The sequence below is a fragment of the Candidatus Jettenia sp. AMX1 genome, assembly GCF_030263775.1.
Classification (GTDB): Bacteria; Planctomycetota; Brocadiia; order Brocadiales; family Brocadiaceae; genus Jettenia; species Jettenia caeni.
In genome coordinates, this window is record NZ_SZPP01000028.1 from 1 (window position 1) to 17473 (window position 17473).

A 17473-nucleotide genomic window follows, 5' to 3' on the forward strand; every position below is an offset into this window, starting at 1 on the left:
AATCGGCACGGAAAGTTTTTTCCCCACAAGGTATGCTACCATAACAAAGGGAAATGCAAGGATTAAGAGCACAGAGCTTACGATATAATTCAGATTATAAGCCGGCCCGTACCCTTCATCTCTGTCGATTTCCGTGATAACGCCCCAATGAAACTCCGGTAACCAGCGCCATACCCCCAGTACGGTTACCCCGCCGTAATCCTTATAGCCCTGCGCATCAAAGCCGTTATTGCCTGAAATGCACTGTTGTGCGCCTTCGGTTAATTTTCCTGTTTCCTGGTTAATCAGTTTCAATTCCAGGGCGCATCGCTTTTTTACCAGTCCCATTTCTTTGAGGTGCCCTGCAAATCTTGATTCGGTAATCATGTATCCGTCTTTGTTAATAAGGTAGGTTTCTTCCGTCTGTCCTAAACTGAGGCTTAACATTAATTCGCTCAGTTTCAATACATCAATCCTTAGCGCAACAATACCGATGATATTTCCCTCCCTGTCTTTCAGTGGTGATGAGACCAGCATGTTAGGCAGGCCGAGTTCTTTTTCTCCATACTCATTCATAAGGGGAATTTCAGATGGCACTACACTCGATACATAGGTTTTCCCTTGCGCCGCCTCTTTGAAATAATCCATCTGTGAGACATCATTTCCCAATCCTTCTTCCGATGTAGCAATGGTTACGATCCCTTTATCATTGCTTACCAGTATCCCCTTATACCCATACTCATTCTTTACTACCTCAAGGTACTGAACGATATCATGATAGTCCTCATCCTCTTTCGTAATCTTTACACTTTTAGCCATCAAAGGATTATTTGCTATCACACGGGTATTCAGTATTCTTTCCTGCATCCAATTGGTCACTAACTCTGCCTGTTTGTGTCCCATACCATCAAGGTCCCGTATCAGCACCTCCTGAAGATCTGCCTGTATTCGTGGATAGGCAATAATCTTTAACAGAACAAAGGGGAGTATCGTAAACACAATAAGTAAAAGAATAAGCCGGGTTTTAATCGAGATATACATTACTATTTCTCCATAATTACTTTCAAAATTATTCAATTTAGGGGCAATTAGTATATCGGTAAACAGATACTGAGTAAACCAAAATAATTTTCTCCTTGTTTTAAAGCAGGTCACTCATTATTATGATAAATTATAGGAGAGTATTAAAAATATTTGTCATGTAATTTATACAGTATGGGTAAAACTATTTTCCTGAAAAGAGCATTACAAACTATTTTGGTGCTGTGGTTTTTTGTATGCATATTACCAGGAGATTGCTTATTGTTAGGTTGCGCAGAAAAACATGCATTTCATTGTGCCGGGAATGAATCAGTTACTGTTACTCATAATGCTACCGACCCTTCTCTTCCGCAAGATAATTCACACTGCTCCGGTTGTTGTGTACTGTGTATCCATAATTTAGTTATGCATATGAACCAGAACTCTCCGTATACCTTAGCGGGTTCTTTTTACCGGTTCAAGGCGCCTCTTTTCAAGCAATCCAACACTATCTTCCAAAGTATTATCTATCATCCGCCGCGTTTAACCGCATAATTCATCTTATAATACTTCATCACAGAAAGATCAAAATATTACTAAAATGCCCGATAAATACGGGGCTAGACGGGCATTGATAGTCATAGACTTTTAATCCGTGCCAATCATGAAAAAGCAGAATCAATGTAGGGCAAGGCTTTAGCCTCATATGCATGAAGCTAAAAATGTGGAAACGGTGGAGAATAACATAATCCCCCTTAATCCCCCTTTAGAAAAGGGGGAGATGCATAGTCCCCCTTTTCTAAAGGGGGAAATATTTGATATCTTTGATCAGCTTTAGAAAAGGGGGAAATCCCTTGTTTCCCTCTTTCTAAAGGGGAGCTTCTTTCTTTTCCCCTCTTTTTTAAAGGGGGGATTAGAGGGGAGCATGGACACGCGCTGTTCTTTTTACAAGGAAGATACCTCCCTGTACTTATTTTATTTACGATACGAAAGGCTTTATTATGGATACCTATTTTCATTACCAGTCCATTTTTCAAAAAAACAAGACCGTAATTTATATTGCGGGGATGTTCCTCTTTATCTGTCTACCCTGCTTTTGGTCAACAGCCCCTGGAGGCGATCCCCTGAATAAAATTGAGGACAGGAATTCTAAACCAGTAAACAGAAAAATTTCACTCGGGGAGGCTATTGCCATTGCTATTGAAAAAAATCCACAATTGCAATCGGCAAGAGATCAGGTTGATGCTGCAACAGGCGCTTTACGACAGTCAAAATTGTATCCGAATCCCGTCCTGGATCTTTTGGCTGAAGAAGTCCCTACCAATGAAATTGGGCTAAATCAAAGTCAAAACCTTGTGGCTATAACCCAGCCAATTATCACCGGGGGTAAGAGGAGACTCGGGATACAGGTGAGTGAGCAGTTAAAAGAGAGGGATACCTTTGAGCGGGATACTGTTTTGTTACAGGTCATGGCTGATACAAAGAAGGCATTTTACAGGACTATTGCAGATCAGGAAGGGCTTTCCATAGCAAAGGAAACGGAAAAAATTGCAAAACAAATTTACGAGAGTGAGAAAGTAAGGTTTGAAGCAGGCGAGGTTCCTGCAACGAATGTCCTCAGGGGGGAAGTAGAACTATCAAAAGCGCGGAACCTTGTTTTTATAGCAGAGGGAAATCTGCAAAATTCAATAAAGGAATTACTGACAGTAATGGGTATTCCGGAAGAAACCCTTGCCGGTGCGTCGGGAAGGCTTTCTACAAAACCTGCAGAGTTGTCGCTTCAGGATCTTGAATCCAGGATGAGGAATAATCAACCATTCCTTAAGGTATCAAAGAAGAATATTGAAATAGCGGAAACTCAGCTCACGTTAGAGAAGCGGCAAATTATACCTGATATTCTTGTATCCGCTGGTTATAAGCGGCTTAGTCGTGAAGAACTGGATACCGTCCAGCTGGGTATTGAGATACCCGTTCCGTTTTTTAATCGTAATCAGGGCAACATACAGAGAGGCAAGGCTCTCTCAAAAAAGGCTAAACATGATAATCAATCCGTTTACCATGATTTGCTCTCTCAGCTAAAAAGGAATTTTAACTCATACAATGTAGAGAAGAGACGTGTTCTTGAATACAGAGATACTATTCTGCCCAAGGCGGAAGAGTCACTTATGTTAATTACAAGAGGATATAAAGAGGGTGAATTTGACTATATGGATCTGCTGGATGCCCAAAGAACCTGGGCTGACACGAGGATTTCATACATAGAATCCTTAAAAGATTTAAACCTGTTAATCGCCGATATTGAAAGGCTGGCAGTGACTAAAATAGGGAAACAATAACATGAGGCGAGATACTTTATGTATCGAAACGGCTTCGTTTTCCTTCTGCATCTATTTTCATAATGAGATAGTTATTTTTTTCACCATTTTACCTATTTTTGAGTAAAGGGAATCTATGACATATTTACCAACATATAAAATACGAACGATTACACGGGTAATTATTTTTTTCCTCCTTATGGGAATCCTTCCCCTTGCGAACATCTTTGCGCATCAGGGTTGTCAGGATACGCATAAAGACGAAATATGCCCTGAGCATGGCGTTTCAGAAAGAGCATGTTCTTCGTGTAACCCTATTATGAAAGGCAATACGTATGAGGAACTGTTAAAAAAACAATGTGAACATAATATCTCCATCATCGAGTGTGACGGGTGTCGCTATGAGGTTGGAGCCGTTAAGGTTGATACATCGATACTGGGAGAGGTTATTACCATAAAAGAAGTTGAGTCGTTAGATATCAACGCCTCTCTCATTGCAACCGGTGAGGTACGGCCAAACAGGGACCGTTTTGTTATCGTTTCTCCCAGAATACCCGGAGTCGTTAAGGAGATGTTTGTAGACTGGGGAGATTATGTGAGGAAGGGGCAGAAACTGGCCCTGTTGGACAGTATAGAGCTTGGAGAGGCAAGGGCTAATTACACAAAAGCGATGGCGATGCTGAGATTGGCAAAGAAGAATTATTCGAGGGAAAAATCTCTCTATGATCAAAATATTTCTTCAAAAAAACATTTTCTGGAGGCCGAAAGCGCTTACGAGCAGGCGGAGATAGAGTTAAAAGCGCTAAAAGAAAAGTTACTGCTCATAGGCCAACAGGAACGTGATATCCGGAATATAACAGAAGATTCTGTTTCTCCGTTCTTTATCCTCACAGCTCCTTTTGACGGTACGGTAATTGAGAAAAATGTTGCCATTGGCGAACTGAAGGATGCCTTTACTTCTGTTGTTACCCTCACGGATCTTACCCATTTATGGGTATGGTTTGATGTTTATGAGAAAGATATTCAAAAGGTTAAGATAGGAAATAATGTAATGATATCGGTAGCCTCTTATCCAGGAGAACAATTTGAGGGTATTGTTACGTATATAGGAGCTGTGGTTGATGAAAAGACACGTACCGTGAAGGTTCGGGCTGAGGTAGACAATCGCCATGAGAAGTTAAAGCCCGGCATGTTTGCCAGGGTAATGCTCCAACTTTCACCAAAAACAGGTAATAATGCGCCGGTAATACCAGAGGAAACTGTCCAGACAGACGGGCAAAAACACTTTGTCTTTGTGTCATTTGATAAGGGGTATTTTCTGAGAAGGGATGTAATCCTGGGATCCCGGGCAAATGGCTATGTGAAGGTTATCAGTGGCTTAAACGATAACGATCGTGTGGTTGTTAAAGGTGGTTTTCTTCTCAAATCTGAAATTATGAAGGAAAGGTTTGGGGAGGGGTGCGCGCACTAATCTCATGATCAACAGACTTATCGAATATGGATTAAAGCAGGGATTCCTTGTTATTGTCGTAATATGTGTCATTATAGGGCTCGGTTTATACTACATTGTCCATTTGCCGATTGATGCCGTCCCTGATGTTACCACAAATCAGGTACAGATTAATACTGAGGTACCTGGGCTCGGTCCCGTTGAAGCGGAAAAGCTTATTACGTTTCCTATTGAATTTTCCATGAGTAGTTTACCAGACGTTGTGGAAGTACGCTCCCTTTCAAAGACAGGGCTTTCTCAAGTCACGGTAATATTTGCTGACTATGTAAACATCTATTTTGCCCGCCAATTAGTTTTGGAACGTTTACAAACGGCAAAAGACCAGCTCCCGCAGGTTTTCATGGCTCAGCCTGTTATGGGGCCAATTAGCACAGGTCTTGGAGAGATCTATCAGTACGTGATTACTGGTAAGGGCAAAGATGCTATGGAACTCAGGACCATCCAGGACTGGATTATCAGACCCAGGCTGCTCACCACACCAGGGGTTATTGAGGTCAATAGTTTTGGTGGTTTTGTAAAGCAGTACCAGGTGCTGGTAGATCCCCAAAAGCTTATCACCTATGATATCACCCTCCGTCAGGTCTTTGATGCCCTGGCTGCCAATAATGCAAATGCCGGCGGGCAATACATAGAACATGCCTCAGAACAGTATCTCATAAGGGGAATAGGTCTTATTGATACCATGCAGGATATTGAAAATATCATCGTTCATGCGACGGAAGAGGGCACTCCCATTTATATAAGAAATGTAGCAGATGTGGTATTAGGTCCTGAGGTGCGCTATGGAGCAGTTACCAAAGATGGTAAAGGAGAGGTCGTTACGGGAATTGCCATGATGCTCAAGGGTGAGAATAGCCGTACTGTAGTGGAAAGGGTAAAGCAAAAGGTTGAAGAGATCAGGCAAAACCTGCCGGAAGGTGTTGATATCATACCATTTTATGATCGGGCTGATCTTGTCAGCAATGTTATTCATACGGTTATTACCAACGTCATCTCAGGTATCCTCCTGATTATTATTGTTCTTACCCTGACGGTAGGAAACTGGCGGGTATCACTCCTTGTGGCTTTCTCCGTACCTTTAACGATCTTTTTAACATTCTCAGGTATGTATTATGCAGGGATTGCTGCTACAGTAATGAGCGTTGGCTCTCTGGGGTTCGGCAATATTACCGATGGTTCAGTGTGTACTGTGGAAAATATCCTCCAACGCCTTACCCTCAGAAAAAGTAACAAGAGTTACAAGGAAACAATACAGCATGCAGCCCAGGAGGTGGGGCGCCCCATCTTCTTTGCCGTGAGCATTATCATTATTATTTATTTGCCCCTCCTGACCCTCCGGGGTGTTGAAGGCAAGATGTTTAAGCCCGTGGCACTTACCGTAAGTCTTGCTATGCTCAGTTCCCTTTTTGTTGCCCTGGCCATCATGCCTACCCTGTGCTCGCTTAGCTTCAGAAAGGGGACAAAGACAAGGGCGCACACGGAGGAAACGGATAATCGGATAATGCAGTTCTTAAAGAATCGTTACAGGCCGCTATTACAGAAGGTTGTATCTCATCCCAGGTTAACCTTAAGTATTGCGGCCTCATGTTTCCTTGCAAGTCTTGCTCTTGTTCCCTTTTTGGGTTCAGAGTTTATGCCCGAATTGGATGAAGGCGCTATTGCAATCAATGTGGTACGCCTGCCCAGTGTTTCTTTAAAGGAATCAGTAGATCTCTCTGCCCTTATAGAAAAGGCCCTTATGAAGTATCCGGAGGTAGAGACGGTTGTATCCAAGACAGGGCGGCCAGAAATTGCCACAGATCCTATGGGGCAGGAAATTAGTGATGTTTTTGTGATGCTCAAACCGAAGAAGACGTGGCAGACGGCAAGGACCAAAGAAGGCCTCATTGCCCGTATGGAAGAGGATCTGGAAAAGATACCAGGCATGCGATACAGTTTTTCACAACCCATTAAATTACGGGTTAGCGAGTTGATAGCCGGCGTTCGTTCTGATATTGCCATTAAGCTTTTTGGTGAGGATTTTGAAGTATTGAAGTCAAAAGCTGAAGAGATTGAACGGGTTGTTACTTCTATCCGGGGAGCTGAAGATGTGAAGGCGGAACAGGTGGCGGGATTACCGGTGATACAAATAAAGATTAACAGAAGCGCAATTGCCCGTTACGGGATCAACGTATCGGATATACAGGATGTTATTACAACAGCCATTGGCGGCAAGGCTGCATCGCAGGTACTGGAAGGTCAGATGCGATTTGACCTTGTGGTTCGTTTCACTGAGGAGGCAAGGAACAACATAGAGGAAATTAAAAATATCCTGATTAGTACCCCAGGCGGTGTGCGTGTGCCACTTATTCAACTGGCTGATATCTCTCTTGAGGAGGGACCGGCGCAGGTCAGCCGTGAGAACGGGCATCGCCGTATCGTGGTCGAGTGTAATGTGCGGGACAGGGATATCGGCAGCTTTGTGTCAGAGACGCAGAAGAAGATACAGGAGAGGGTAGATATCCCGTCCGGGTATTACCTCGATTGGGGCGGTCAGTTCGAGAATATGCAGCAGGCGCGGAATCGCCTCGCAATCGTTATCCCCATTTCCATGGGATTGATTTTCATACTCCTTTATATGAGTTTCCGTTCTTTTAAAAATGCTGCCCTTATCTATATAAACGTTCCTTTTGCAGCAACAGGCGGGATTGTGGCGCTGTTCTTAAGGAATATGCCTTTAAGCGTTTCTGCGGGGGTGGGATTTATTTCTCTCTTCGGGCTCTGCGTATTAAACGGCACGGTCATGGTATCGTGTATTAATGAATTTTTGCAAAAAGGAAAAGAGACGAGAGATACCGTCGTAGAGGCTGCTACAACACGACTGAGACCTGTCGTGATAACTGTTATAACAGACATTATTGGATTATTGCCGATGACCATGTCTACTGATGTAGGGGCTGAGGTACAGAAACCCCTGGCAACCGTGATCGTTGGCGGGGTATGTTTCTCAAGCTTTTTAACCCTTTTCGTGATCCCTTCCCTCTATCAATGGTTTCCGAAAAGGATTGAGTTTGCATAAGATAGTTTTACCGCAGAGGACACGGAGATAAATAGAGATGCAAGAGGTAAGATGCTTCGATCCAACAGTATTTTGAGTACCTATAGATAACTTAAGGAGAAATGCTCCGTTGTTATTCTTTTACTATTTACGTTTAATTTTATTTGATGAGGTAAAAAATGGAAAAAATTACTATGGTTAAATCACTTCTCTTTTTTATCCTTGCAGGATTTTGCGAAATAGGGGGAGGATATTTGGTATGGCTCTGGCTGCGGGAAGGGAAGAATATCTGGTATGGCTTATTTGGAGCAATCGTATTAGTTATGTATGGAATTATTCCAACCTTTCAACCTGCAAGCTTTGGGCGGGTTTATGCTGCTTATGGTGGTGTATTTATAGTTCTCTCTATTTTCTGGGGGTGGAAGGTTGATAAGATATCCCCTGATACATTCGATCTGATAGGTGCTCTTATAGCCCTCATCGGTGTATGTATCATCATGTATTGGCCAAGAGGATAATTTTGGATAAACGAGTGAAACAGGGGTAGACAGGATAAACAGGAGAGATGAGACATCTATCTTGCCTGCTTGTTCCATCTACCCTGTTTCATAAAGATGAAGGAATGGGTCTATAACAAGTTTCTGTGCTTTATCACGACAGCTTTTCTTTTATTCATCGGTAATTACGTTCTGAACTGATAGTGCTTTCTGTCTCTGTACGTAAAGCAGCGGTATGAGGCTCGCCTAATTTACCTCCGGCAGCAGCGGCAGCAGCGCCAAGTACTAATCCGACAAATAAGAAAATACCTGCTTTAGACGTGGCAGAAGCAGCAACAGCCCCGGCTTCACGCGCTTCTTGTTCTGATTTTGCTTTAAATTCATTCAATTCTTTTTTAGCATTTTGATAATTCTGTATCCAGTTATCAGCTATTCTGTTAGCTTCCTCATGGCTTTTACCAGTACGGGCTACGATAGCATTTACAACAGCTTCCTTATCGATCTTTTTATCCCCATTGCTGAATAACTGATCAATAAGGTTATCGGATTCCGCGCCTGCCGTATTCTGATTCCATTCAGGCTTTTCTGCCGGCATTAACAGTGCTCTTGCTTCTCTTTTAATATCGCCTAAATCAACACCGTTTTGAGCAATTTTGTCAGTTGCTTTACCTGCAGCAGCGCCGACTCCTTTACCTGCTACAGATAAGGTTTGCATGGCAAGACCGCTAATACCGCTTACAATAGAACCGGCAGTTGTTGTAATTAAATAGAACACGACTATGGTAAAAAGGCAAAATGTTAGTAAACCGTGTAGTACACTGTCGATTGTTCTTGGAATACCGGCAAGACGCCCTGCTACTAAACCTCCGGCAAAGAGCGCTAACAACATACTAAGAATGCCCCAGGCTAATGCGGCTATGCCTAATCCGGCGAAGGGGTTGCTTTCCTGTAATGGGTCTACGGTTCCCATTCCAACTCCTATTCCCAGCAAACTAAGCATTAATTGAACAACTAATGCTATCACAAGCCCTCCAAATACGGCTCCCCATGAAATCCGTTTGAAAGCTGCTATGCCGCTTTCGAAGTATCCTACCCGTCTTTCACTTAATCTTCTTTCAGTACCTTTATCGATTAAATTAACCATAACTTCTCCTTTCCTTTAATTAATGGATGAAAAATAGTTATAAAGATAAAAACAAAAGTTCTCTTGATGAAAACAACCTGACTTTTAATGACTTTATTGATATGAAGTTTAGTACTATGATGTATTGAAAAAACAGTGGGAAAAGCTGATAGTCAAATTTCTGTTAACATGCCTATCCGGATGTTTAAATTGTAATCTGAATATCCTGTGCCCTTTCTGATTCCCTCATAATTCTTACCTCTTTTCCAATTTTCCAAATGAGAAAATTTGATATCGTTATAGAATAGTGCGCAATATGTGTACCATGAGAGTACAAACACCAGTAAATAAAAACAAAAAACTAAAAAAGTGGAGATGATACCCTGCATGGACAAATAATCCCTGCACACCGAGATAGGGTCTACCCTGCCACCCAATGTCATTACGATGCAATGATGGATAAATTCCAGACATGAATATGCACTTCGCAGACAGCCTCTTAGCACTTTTACCATTCCCTTAATAAAAATGCTTAATGACATTACCCTGAATGTAACAGAGTACACTTCTCATCTGATACACATCTGTGACATGGCACATCCTGTCGGTTTTGGTTAAAGTTTTTATTCCTCGTTTATTCAACAATATTATTTTGTAGTTAGCTCCATCGAAAGAACCAGAGAAAATCAGTACATCAATATTTCTTAAAGAAAGATGCATGCAATTACCTACCAGGAGTATGTTTTTACCAACATATAAGCTGTAACATATGTTTATGTGCAGCAATCGCTTAGATACGATAAAGATAAATTCTGTATCTATATACATACGGAAAATACGATCTACCTTTCCTGATTAAAAATAAAATAATAAATACCGTATTTGAATGTAATAGATAGCTATTTAAATAGTTACATATGAATTTTATTCTTATAAAAATTTCCCGGTGCGTAGCTTCTTTAGCAGGCATGTTGTTTGTACTATACGAGATAAGCTTTCTTGATGGCATGTTGTAAATACAGCATGAGCTTTTTGGAATCAATGATTATGAATAGAGATCGTGGGAGATAAGGATTTATTTTCAAGTTCCGGCATATGGTTCAGGACTGGTGTCCGCCTGTTCCTGTTGTACGAAGGTTAGGCGTTAGGATACAATAAAAGATTGATGTAGAAAAGTTTCTCAACATCTTTACAAAGAAAGACGATCGTTAGGGCGATGGAATAACATACTTATGAAAAGAAGAGGTTGCAGATTAACTCCTCGGATTATAAGCAAAGGGACTTCCGCCATACTCCCAATCCCATTGGCGGGCATCCCTCCTCTTCTATCATAAAAATAAAAGGAGATTTTACTTATGCCATTAAAGAAAGAAGGCTTAAAAAGCCCGGGTACCAGAAAGCGGCGCGAGAGTAAAATGATAAGAAAAAATGAAAAAAAAGGAGATAAACATAGAGAGCAACGCGAAAAAAGAAGCGATGAGAAAGCCATAGCAAAACAACGCATAAGAAAGACAGGAAGTTCAAAAGGTAACAAAACGAAGAGGAAAGGAGCTGGCGTTATGAGCGATCAGACTGAAGAGGGTCGGCAAGAGGATACAGACGATCTTAGTAAAGAGAAAAAGGGTGGTAGTGCGAAAGAGCCACAAGGACAAGGCGATTCATCAAAAATAAACGAAGCGCTTGAATTTCTCAATGAGGAAGCGAAGGGAAAGAAAGAGGAGATCAATCGATTGATTAGTGAGAAATATTCTGCTATGAAAGGCATTATGATCAGGGCAACAGGTACAAGTGAAGTGATGGAAAAAATAAAACACGATATGAGCGAGGCTATGGCAGGCGGAGAAGAGAAATTGAAAGAAATGACAACGGATATTGACAAAAAAATTCATGAAAATCCATGGTTATATATAGGTATTGCCGCTGCCGGAGGGTTTTTGCTGGGCTATGTGATTGCCGGAAATAAAAATCAGACATAAGGAATAGTTAGGGGGTATTATGAAAACCAGGCAAACGATTTTCAATTATCTTTTATGTATGGCAACGGACCTTGTAAGGAAATATCACCAAACATCATTAGGTTTTGCAAAAATCAAAGCGGTATTTTATTACGTCAAGGCCATTAAAGTCGTAAGGTCGGTCTATATTGGCATATTTCTATTCATCCTCAGTTTCATTGTAATGATTAATGGTTTTATGTTTCTGCATGTTTCATTCCTTTATTATTTCCCTTTGAGTAAAGAGGTAAAAACCTTAATTATATTTTCGCTCGGTATTTTCTATTTCGTGATCCCAATAGGAGCGCTTTTCTACTTTACTTCACAAAAAGTCTGGATGAAGCTTTCAAAGGCCAATAAGCTGGTAGATAAGGTTCTTGATAGGGGCTGATGATTAAGTTTGCGTATAGGATTAATCTTGTATAAATCCCCCTGTAAAAAAGGGGATTCAGGGGTGTACATTAGCTTTAACACACCCTCCATTTCCTCTTGTTAGAGAGGAGCTTAAAGGTTTGCTATCAAAAAGGCAGCCTGATTGAGAAAGGAGAATGTTGTATGGGTAACCAGGCAAAAGGAGGTCAGAAGTCGGGTGTAAATGTCCTCAACAATCCAGCAGAAGCTATTGGCACAAAAGAAGCGAAAGAGCAGAGAGGCCCTGAGAAAATTACCGAAGTAATTGATTTACTGAACGAGGCAGTACAGGAAAAAAAAGAAGAATTTAATCGGTTGATTACTGAAAAATATTCACATATCAAAGATATGGTGAGTGGAGTGACAGGTGAAAATAAGATAACGGAGAAGATAATCCATAACGTAAGCGAGGCCCTGTTAGGCGGAGAAGAAAAGTTAAAAGGAATGACGGCAGACATCGATAAAAAAGTTCGTGAGAATCCATGGTTATATTTAGGCCTTGCTGCAGCAGGTTTTTTCCTGTGGGGTTATATGACACACGGTTCTAAATCTCCGGAAGAGAAATAACAGAAGAGAAAAATTTTTTAAAACAAAATACCTACGAAAGGGGATGTTATTATGAATGAACAGACGAAAGAGACTTCGAAAGATAAGTTAAATGTTGATGAAGCGCTTGAATTCCTTAATAAGGAAATAAAAGGGAAAAAGGATGAGATTAACCGGTTGATTAGTGAAAAGTATTCAAATCTTAAGGAGACTATGAGTCAATGGTACCCGAGCAAAGAGACACTGGGAAAAGCAAAACACAAAGTGACAGAGACTGTAGCCAGTGGACAGGAAAAGGCAAGAGAGATGGCGACAGGTGTCGATACAAGGGTTCGTGAAAATCCCTGGACATCGGTAGGTATTGCTGCTGCCGCCGGTTTCCTTTTAGGCTATGTTTTTGAAAGTCGCAAACGATAAAACAAAAATTTTGGTTGTACATGGGTAATGCAAGGGTATGAGAAGTAACTCTGAAACAAGAAATTCATGGGAAAGGAGAATGTATTGTGGGTTATCAAGTCAAAGAGAATCCCAAATGCGGTAGAGATGTCCTGATCAGTCCGAGAGAAAGCCGTATTGCAAAAAAAGCGAGGGAACATCGCGGCACTTGGAAAATACAGGAAGCGCTTCAGTTGCTGAATGAAGCAGCAGAGGAAAAGAAGGAAGTGCTTGGTCATTTACTTGCCGAAAAATATTCTCATGTAAGAGAAGTTATGTATGAGGCAACAGAATCGTATAGAGAAGTGGTACAGGAAAAGAGACAGAGTTTTAATGAAGCCGTAGCGGATGGAAAGGAAAGAATACAAGAACTGACAACAGATATTGACAAAAGGGTGCATAATAATCCCTGGTTATTTTTAGGCATGGTAGCAGTGGGTTTCTTCCTTTCCGGTTATATGATGAGTGGCTCCATGCGTTCAGAAGTAAAGTACCGGTGTTAGATTAAGGTGAAAGGAAGTGATTTTTTCAGAGAGTACAAATTCTGAAATCTCTCAGGATAAGGGGATGAAAAGATGACTGAAAATTGTAATAAACAGAAAATATTTCATAAAAAATGTTAATGAAATCAGAAAGAAAGAGAGGAAGGCAATATGGCAACAAAAAAGTATCTACGAGGATTAGATGATGATGAAATAGAGGGATATGAGCGTATAAGAGAACATTTTCATAAGAAAAATAGATATCGGAAACAGGCGGCAAAGAAATTAAGGGTTAAACAACAGTATCATTATCATGATGAAGAATATTAAAAATGATACGAGTTGGATGCTGTGCCGCTTATCTGAGATTTAAAATTTTTAAGCAAGAAGGGAGACTGGGAATATGAATAAAGATATCTTTCAGGGAAAATGGAAACAATTAAAGGGTGAGATAAAACAACGCTGGGCAGATCTTACCGACGATGATATCATGGGGATTGAGGGAAAGAGTGATAAATTGGCAGGCATTTTACAAGAGAAATATGGTTATTCCAGGGAGCAGGCAGAAGAGGAAGTTGATCAGTTTCTCGACTTGTATGCTGATGAAAGCAAGGAAAAGAGATAAAAGTATGTAAATGTTAAAGTTTTAAAATAACTGTAGTGGAGGAAGAATATGGATATTTATCAATTGTTAAAAAAAGATCATAGTAAGGTTAAGGATCTGTTTAAAAAGATAAAAGGGAAAACGAAGACCGCTCAGGAACCTCAGGAGGATTTCTTTTCAGAGATTGAAAAAGAATTGCATATGCATATGGAAGGTGAAGAGAAATTATTCTATCCGGCTCTTGAGCAGGATGAGACTATGCGGGAGGATATACTTAAGTCGTATGAGGAACATCATGTTGTCAAAAGAATAATCGAAGACATGGGTAAAATATCAAGAGATGATGAGAAATGGGCTGCTAAGTTAATAGTGTTAAAAGAGATTGTAACCCACCATATTAAGGAAGAGGAAAGTGGCTTGTTCAAAAAGGCGCGTAAAGTTTTAAATAAAGAACAGGCGCAAGAGATGTGCAATCGCTTTGAGGAAGAAAAGAAGAATGTCTATCAAATGGCTTAAAATATTCTGAAAGAGTTCACGGCATAAAAATGATAGCGCGCGCTATCGTGTACACATCTGTTTACGTCAATAAAAATTCTCCACAAATTTCAAAAGAGAAAAAATAGCACAGGAAGGATTTTACAATGCAACAAGGTAAATTTTTCATGATTTTACTCAGTATTTTAAGTATAGGCCTATGTGCTTCATGTAAAAAGCATTATCAGCATGACCATGAGATAGCAAAAGAAGGTGTTGTCCCTCTTGAAAGGGTAAGAGAAGAGACAAAAGAATCTCTTGAAATTACAACGGATTACACAGATCAACAAAAAGAAGAATATCAACGGCTTATAGAATCTAAGCTGAGGGAATACGATAGCATTGTAAGCGAATTAAATGCGAAATCTGCAAATCTTAAGGCGGAAACCAGGGTCAAGTATATTGACAAAAGGGCAGAATTTGAGCATAAGAAACATGCTGCCTATGAGAAGTTAAAGGAATTAAAAGTAGGAAGTAGTAAATCCTGGAAGGATGTAAAGATGCAATTAGACGGTTCTATGGCCGATCTGGCGCTTTATTATGACAGGGAGTTTTCCCAGTTTCGGTAACTTAATTGCAGAGGAATTTTCATTGTATGTAAGCGGTTTTCAGGGTGGCACAGACAAACGATCCTTACAGGGATATGCCCCCGTTCAAGGCGTACGGGGACATGGTTTATCCGTGTTGTGTTTAACGTGTCATTGCGAGGGTAGTGTCCGAAGCAATCTCTTGCATAGTTGAGAAAAGATTGTTTCGGGAAAAAACCCCTCGCAATGACAAATACTCCAGAACCTCTTATGGTAAATTATGTTGACAAGGGATCAGGATATAGTTGCATAATTTTGGAGAATAGAGTATGAACCGATTCGTAATGCCCTATGGTATTCTGTGCTTTCCGGTATTTTTCCTTACAGGCTTTGGAAATTTTCCTAAAGAGACTTTTTTACCTGAACTAACGCAGGCAAAAGCAGAAGCAGGAACTCATACATCTCAGACAGAGCCAGCCCTTCCGTGTGAGCCTACCCCTTCTGATGTATTAGGCCCGTTTTATGAGCCAAACGCACCGGAGCGGGTAACTGTTGGTAAGGGCCATGTGCTGAGCGGTGTTGTCCGGTCAAGTAAGGATTGCTCACCCCTTGAGGGTGTACGTATCGAACTTTGGCTGGCTGGTCCTGATGGTAAATACAACGATAATTACCGTGCCACAATGTTTTCCAAGAAAACCGGGGAATACAGATTTGAAAGCCATTTTCCCCCCCCTTATTCCGGCAGACCCTCACACATTCATATAAAAGTTGAGGCAAAAGGCTACCATCCATTGATCACACAATTCTATCCTCTCCAGGGACAGCTTGAGAGTAAATTCGATCTTGTATTAATCCCTGTTAATCTATAAAGCTTAAGGAACAGGAGTTAATGCAGGGCAAGGCTTTAGCCTTGCTCCCCTGTCTGACCATGCACGGTGGGTAGTAAACCGAAAGGTTTGCCCTGCGGAAATGAAATCCCTAACCAGGAAACGAGGGTACACGATAACTCTCATAAAAGTATCTATAGAATGTTTTTTTGGATTCAGGCTTCCATACTGGTTTAATCGGGAACTCTTGAATCAGCAAAGTTGCCGCCAGAGAATTTCTTATTTTATAACACAGGAGGAAAGAATGTTAAAGAAATTTAAGTGCCATCTTGCAATTGTTGTAATGATAGCTGGTATGGTAAACAGTACATTTGTTCGTCCGGTCATGGCACAGCAAAATAAAGTTCTCTTTCCGTGTTTTAATCATGTTATCTTTAGCAGGCAAGGTATCGTTCGTTAACTATTGGTGTCTATGCCTGGAGGCACCGTATGAAATGGAGGTTATGATTATGAGGAAGAGTATAAGTGTTATTGCTTTATTGAGTATTTTCTGTCTATTCATAAGTTCAATACATGTGATACAGGCAGGGGAAACTGGGAAAGAGTCTGGAGTATCAAAGAAGGAGTTAAAGGAGCAGATGAGAAAGAAATTGCAGAACGCCCAGGAATTGCTTGAGGGCGTTGTTGTTGAGGATTTTGGAAAGATCGAGAAGAGCGCTGATAATCTTGTGGCAGTATGTGAAACGGTAGGCTGGACCGAAGAGAAGACAAAAGGTAAGTTCGAGACTCACGATACAGAATTCCATGAAATTGCGCAAGAACTCGCAACTCTGGCAAGAGATAAAAATCTGGAAGGTGTGCAAAATAAATATACTCATATGGTTATGATTTGTATAGATTGTCACCAGCATATCCGGGATGTCGAAGCACCGGAGAAATATCCAGGTGGCACACAAGAGGGTCGGTATTTGCGCAAAGAAAGATAGTAAATAAGCCCTGAATGTAATGGACAAAAGAACAGAAAGGAGAGAAATATGTTACGGAGATTAAGAATACCATTCAGTATCATAGTTGTAGTTGTATCGTGTTATGTCATGAATTTTACGGGATTAAAAGCTGCTCAGGCAGATGAAATGTCAAAATCGGGAAATCCGCATGGAGGTAATTGTTGCGATTCTCATGGAAGTAAATGTAAATCATACGGCTGCGGGCACTCCCATGATGGAGATTATGCATCTGAAATGTTTGCGCTGGTGCATTGCGCGAAAAAGGAACTGTTAAAGGAAAAGATGAAGGCACATCTTGAGGCAAAAATAGGGGAGAAATTAGATAAAGTAGCAGAGCTTTTTGTTAATGCCATGATGGATAAGTATAAGGAAATGAGGAAATGTGAGAAAAAACATGATGAGTATGAGCAAAAACTAAAAGAGATCTTTAAAGAAGATGAAGGAAGAGGAGAACAAGGGCAATAAGCTCTATAGGGAGGGAGAGGTTTGAAACCTGTCCCTCCGTGTTCTATCGTATCCGAATGATGAAACCGAACATATCCTCAACTGAAGAAAGATTCCCCTTCTGTTCGGTTTCATCTATTGGATACTATAATTTCCAGGAACGAAGAGAAAGAAATCGGAG

Annotated in this window: 20 protein-coding genes; 18 read left to right on the forward strand and 2 right to left on the reverse strand. The window is 40.8% G+C overall.

Translation table 11 applies throughout. From position 1 onward, the window contains the following. Positions 1-1020, reverse strand: a 1020-nt coding sequence (locus tag FBQ94_RS09705; protein ID WP_285442111.1) for a cache domain-containing protein, incomplete at its 3' end; no start/stop codon positions are given. A 153-nt stretch (positions 1021-1173) separates the two neighbouring features. On the opposite strand from FBQ94_RS09705, the gene FBQ94_RS09710 reads away from it, so the two are divergent. The 5 genes from FBQ94_RS09710 (at position 1174) to FBQ94_RS09730 (ending at position 8379) form a co-directional block, all read left to right on the forward strand. Next, positions 1174-1554, forward strand: coding sequence for a hypothetical protein (locus tag FBQ94_RS09710; RefSeq protein ID WP_285442112.1), 381 nt, complete (start codon positions 1174-1176; stop codon positions 1552-1554). A 446-nt stretch (positions 1555-2000) separates the two neighbouring features. Further along, positions 2001-3335, forward strand: coding sequence for a TolC family protein (locus FBQ94_RS09715; RefSeq protein WP_007221351.1), 1335 nt, complete (start codon positions 2001-2003; stop codon positions 3333-3335). A gap of 115 nt (positions 3336-3450) precedes the next feature. After that, on the forward strand, positions 3451-4785 hold the full coding sequence (locus FBQ94_RS09720; RefSeq protein ID WP_007221352.1) for an efflux RND transporter periplasmic adaptor subunit: 1335 nt from the start codon (positions 3451-3453) through the stop codon (positions 4783-4785). Positions 4786-4789: 4 nt separating this feature from the next. Further along, complete coding sequence (locus tag FBQ94_RS09725; protein ID WP_040543640.1) at positions 4790-7882, forward strand: efflux RND transporter permease subunit; 3093 nt, start codon at positions 4790-4792, stop codon at positions 7880-7882. Positions 7883-8040: 158 nt separating this feature from the next. Then, positions 8041-8379 (forward strand): YnfA family protein, encoded by a 339-nt coding sequence (locus tag FBQ94_RS09730; protein WP_007221354.1) that lies wholly within the window; start codon positions 8041-8043, stop codon positions 8377-8379. A 154-nt stretch (positions 8380-8533) separates the two neighbouring features. Here FBQ94_RS09730 and FBQ94_RS09735 read toward each other — a convergent pair whose 3' ends face one another. After that, on the reverse strand, positions 8534-9502 hold the full coding sequence (locus tag FBQ94_RS09735) for a hypothetical protein (protein ID WP_007221355.1): 969 nt from the start codon (positions 9500-9502) through the stop codon (positions 8534-8536). Between the two features lie 1334 nt (positions 9503-10836). Here FBQ94_RS09735 and FBQ94_RS09740 point away from each other — a divergent pair. From FBQ94_RS09740 to FBQ94_RS09800, 13 genes are all read left to right on the forward strand, one after another. Beyond that, the gene (locus FBQ94_RS09740; protein ID WP_007221357.1) at positions 10837-11457 is read left to right on the forward strand and encodes a glycine zipper domain-containing protein; all 621 of its coding nucleotides are present in this window, start codon (positions 10837-10839) and stop codon (positions 11455-11457) included. 19 nt (positions 11458-11476) lie between these two features. Beyond that, positions 11477-11866, forward strand: a complete 390-nt coding sequence (locus FBQ94_RS09745) for a hypothetical protein (protein ID WP_040543643.1) — start codon at positions 11477-11479, stop codon at positions 11864-11866. A gap of 164 nt (positions 11867-12030) precedes the next feature. Beyond that, positions 12031-12453 (forward strand): hypothetical protein, encoded by a 423-nt coding sequence (locus tag FBQ94_RS09750; protein WP_007221359.1) that lies wholly within the window; start codon positions 12031-12033, stop codon positions 12451-12453. 51 nt (positions 12454-12504) lie between these two features. Beyond that, positions 12505-12849, forward strand: coding sequence for an ElaB/YgaM/YqjD family protein (locus tag FBQ94_RS09755; RefSeq protein ID WP_007221360.1), 345 nt, complete (start codon positions 12505-12507; stop codon positions 12847-12849). A gap of 86 nt (positions 12850-12935) precedes the next feature. After that, positions 12936-13370: a hypothetical protein gene (locus FBQ94_RS09760; RefSeq protein WP_007221361.1), complete on the forward strand. Its 435-nt coding sequence runs from the start codon at positions 12936-12938 to the stop codon at positions 13368-13370. Between the two features lie 150 nt (positions 13371-13520). Beyond that, positions 13521-13679 (forward strand): hypothetical protein, encoded by a 159-nt coding sequence (locus FBQ94_RS09765; RefSeq protein WP_007221362.1) that lies wholly within the window; start codon positions 13521-13523, stop codon positions 13677-13679. A 73-nt stretch (positions 13680-13752) separates the two neighbouring features. After that, positions 13753-13974: a CsbD family protein gene (locus FBQ94_RS09770; protein ID WP_007221363.1), complete on the forward strand. Its 222-nt coding sequence runs from the start codon at positions 13753-13755 to the stop codon at positions 13972-13974. Positions 13975-14022: 48 nt separating this feature from the next. Next, entirely contained in the window at positions 14023-14469 is a 447-nt protein-coding gene (locus tag FBQ94_RS09775; RefSeq protein WP_007221364.1) for a hemerythrin domain-containing protein, read from the forward strand. Positions 14470-14594: 125 nt separating this feature from the next. Continuing rightward, positions 14595-15056: a sll1863 family stress response protein gene (locus FBQ94_RS09780; protein ID WP_007221365.1), complete on the forward strand. Its 462-nt coding sequence runs from the start codon at positions 14595-14597 to the stop codon at positions 15054-15056. Between the two features lie 287 nt (positions 15057-15343). Further along, positions 15344-15883 (forward strand): peptidase associated/transthyretin-like domain-containing protein, encoded by a 540-nt coding sequence (locus tag FBQ94_RS09785; RefSeq protein WP_007221366.1) that lies wholly within the window; start codon positions 15344-15346, stop codon positions 15881-15883. A 262-nt stretch (positions 15884-16145) separates the two neighbouring features. Beyond that, on the forward strand, positions 16146-16301 hold the full coding sequence (locus tag FBQ94_RS09790; protein WP_285442113.1) for a hypothetical protein: 156 nt from the start codon (positions 16146-16148) through the stop codon (positions 16299-16301). A 49-nt stretch (positions 16302-16350) separates the two neighbouring features. Further along, a complete protein-coding gene (locus tag FBQ94_RS09795) occupies positions 16351-16827 on the forward strand; it encodes a hypothetical protein (protein WP_285442114.1) in 477 nt (158 codons plus the stop codon). A gap of 48 nt (positions 16828-16875) precedes the next feature. Continuing rightward, positions 16876-17313, forward strand: a complete 438-nt coding sequence (locus FBQ94_RS09800; RefSeq protein WP_007221368.1) for a hypothetical protein — start codon at positions 16876-16878, stop codon at positions 17311-17313. Positions 17314-17473 lie beyond the last annotated feature (160 nt).

Coding starts and splice junctions, on each gene's coding strand:
- FBQ94_RS09715 (WP_007221351.1), top strand. CDS start 2,001: ATGGATACCTATTTTCATTACCAGTCCATTTTTCAAAAAAACAAGACC.
- FBQ94_RS09720 (WP_007221352.1), top strand. CDS start 3,451: ATGACATATTTACCAACATATAAAATACGAACGATTACACGGGTAATT.
- FBQ94_RS09725 (WP_040543640.1), top strand. CDS start 4,790: ATGATCAACAGACTTATCGAATATGGATTAAAGCAGGGATTCCTTGTT.
- FBQ94_RS09730 (WP_007221354.1), top strand. CDS start 8,041: ATGGAAAAAATTACTATGGTTAAATCACTTCTCTTTTTTATCCTTGCA.
- FBQ94_RS09735 (WP_007221355.1), bottom strand. CDS start 9,502: ATGGTTAATTTAATCGATAAAGGTACTGAAAGAAGATTAAGTGAAAGA.
- FBQ94_RS09740 (WP_007221357.1), top strand. CDS start 10,837: ATGCCATTAAAGAAAGAAGGCTTAAAAAGCCCGGGTACCAGAAAGCGG.
- FBQ94_RS09745 (WP_040543643.1), top strand. CDS start 11,477: ATGAAAACCAGGCAAACGATTTTCAATTATCTTTTATGTATGGCAACG.
- FBQ94_RS09750 (WP_007221359.1), top strand. CDS start 12,031: ATGGGTAACCAGGCAAAAGGAGGTCAGAAGTCGGGTGTAAATGTCCTC.
- FBQ94_RS09755 (WP_007221360.1), top strand. CDS start 12,505: ATGAATGAACAGACGAAAGAGACTTCGAAAGATAAGTTAAATGTTGAT.
- FBQ94_RS09765 (WP_007221362.1), top strand. CDS start 13,521: ATGGCAACAAAAAAGTATCTACGAGGATTAGATGATGATGAAATAGAG.
- FBQ94_RS09770 (WP_007221363.1), top strand. CDS start 13,753: ATGAATAAAGATATCTTTCAGGGAAAATGGAAACAATTAAAGGGTGAG.
- FBQ94_RS09775 (WP_007221364.1), top strand. CDS start 14,023: ATGGATATTTATCAATTGTTAAAAAAAGATCATAGTAAGGTTAAGGAT.
- FBQ94_RS09780 (WP_007221365.1), top strand. CDS start 14,595: ATGCAACAAGGTAAATTTTTCATGATTTTACTCAGTATTTTAAGTATA.
- FBQ94_RS09785 (WP_007221366.1), top strand. CDS start 15,344: ATGAACCGATTCGTAATGCCCTATGGTATTCTGTGCTTTCCGGTATTT.
- FBQ94_RS09790 (WP_285442113.1), top strand. CDS start 16,146: ATGTTAAAGAAATTTAAGTGCCATCTTGCAATTGTTGTAATGATAGCT.
- FBQ94_RS09795 (WP_285442114.1), top strand. CDS start 16,351: ATGAGGAAGAGTATAAGTGTTATTGCTTTATTGAGTATTTTCTGTCTA.
- FBQ94_RS09800 (WP_007221368.1), top strand. CDS start 16,876: ATGTTACGGAGATTAAGAATACCATTCAGTATCATAGTTGTAGTTGTA.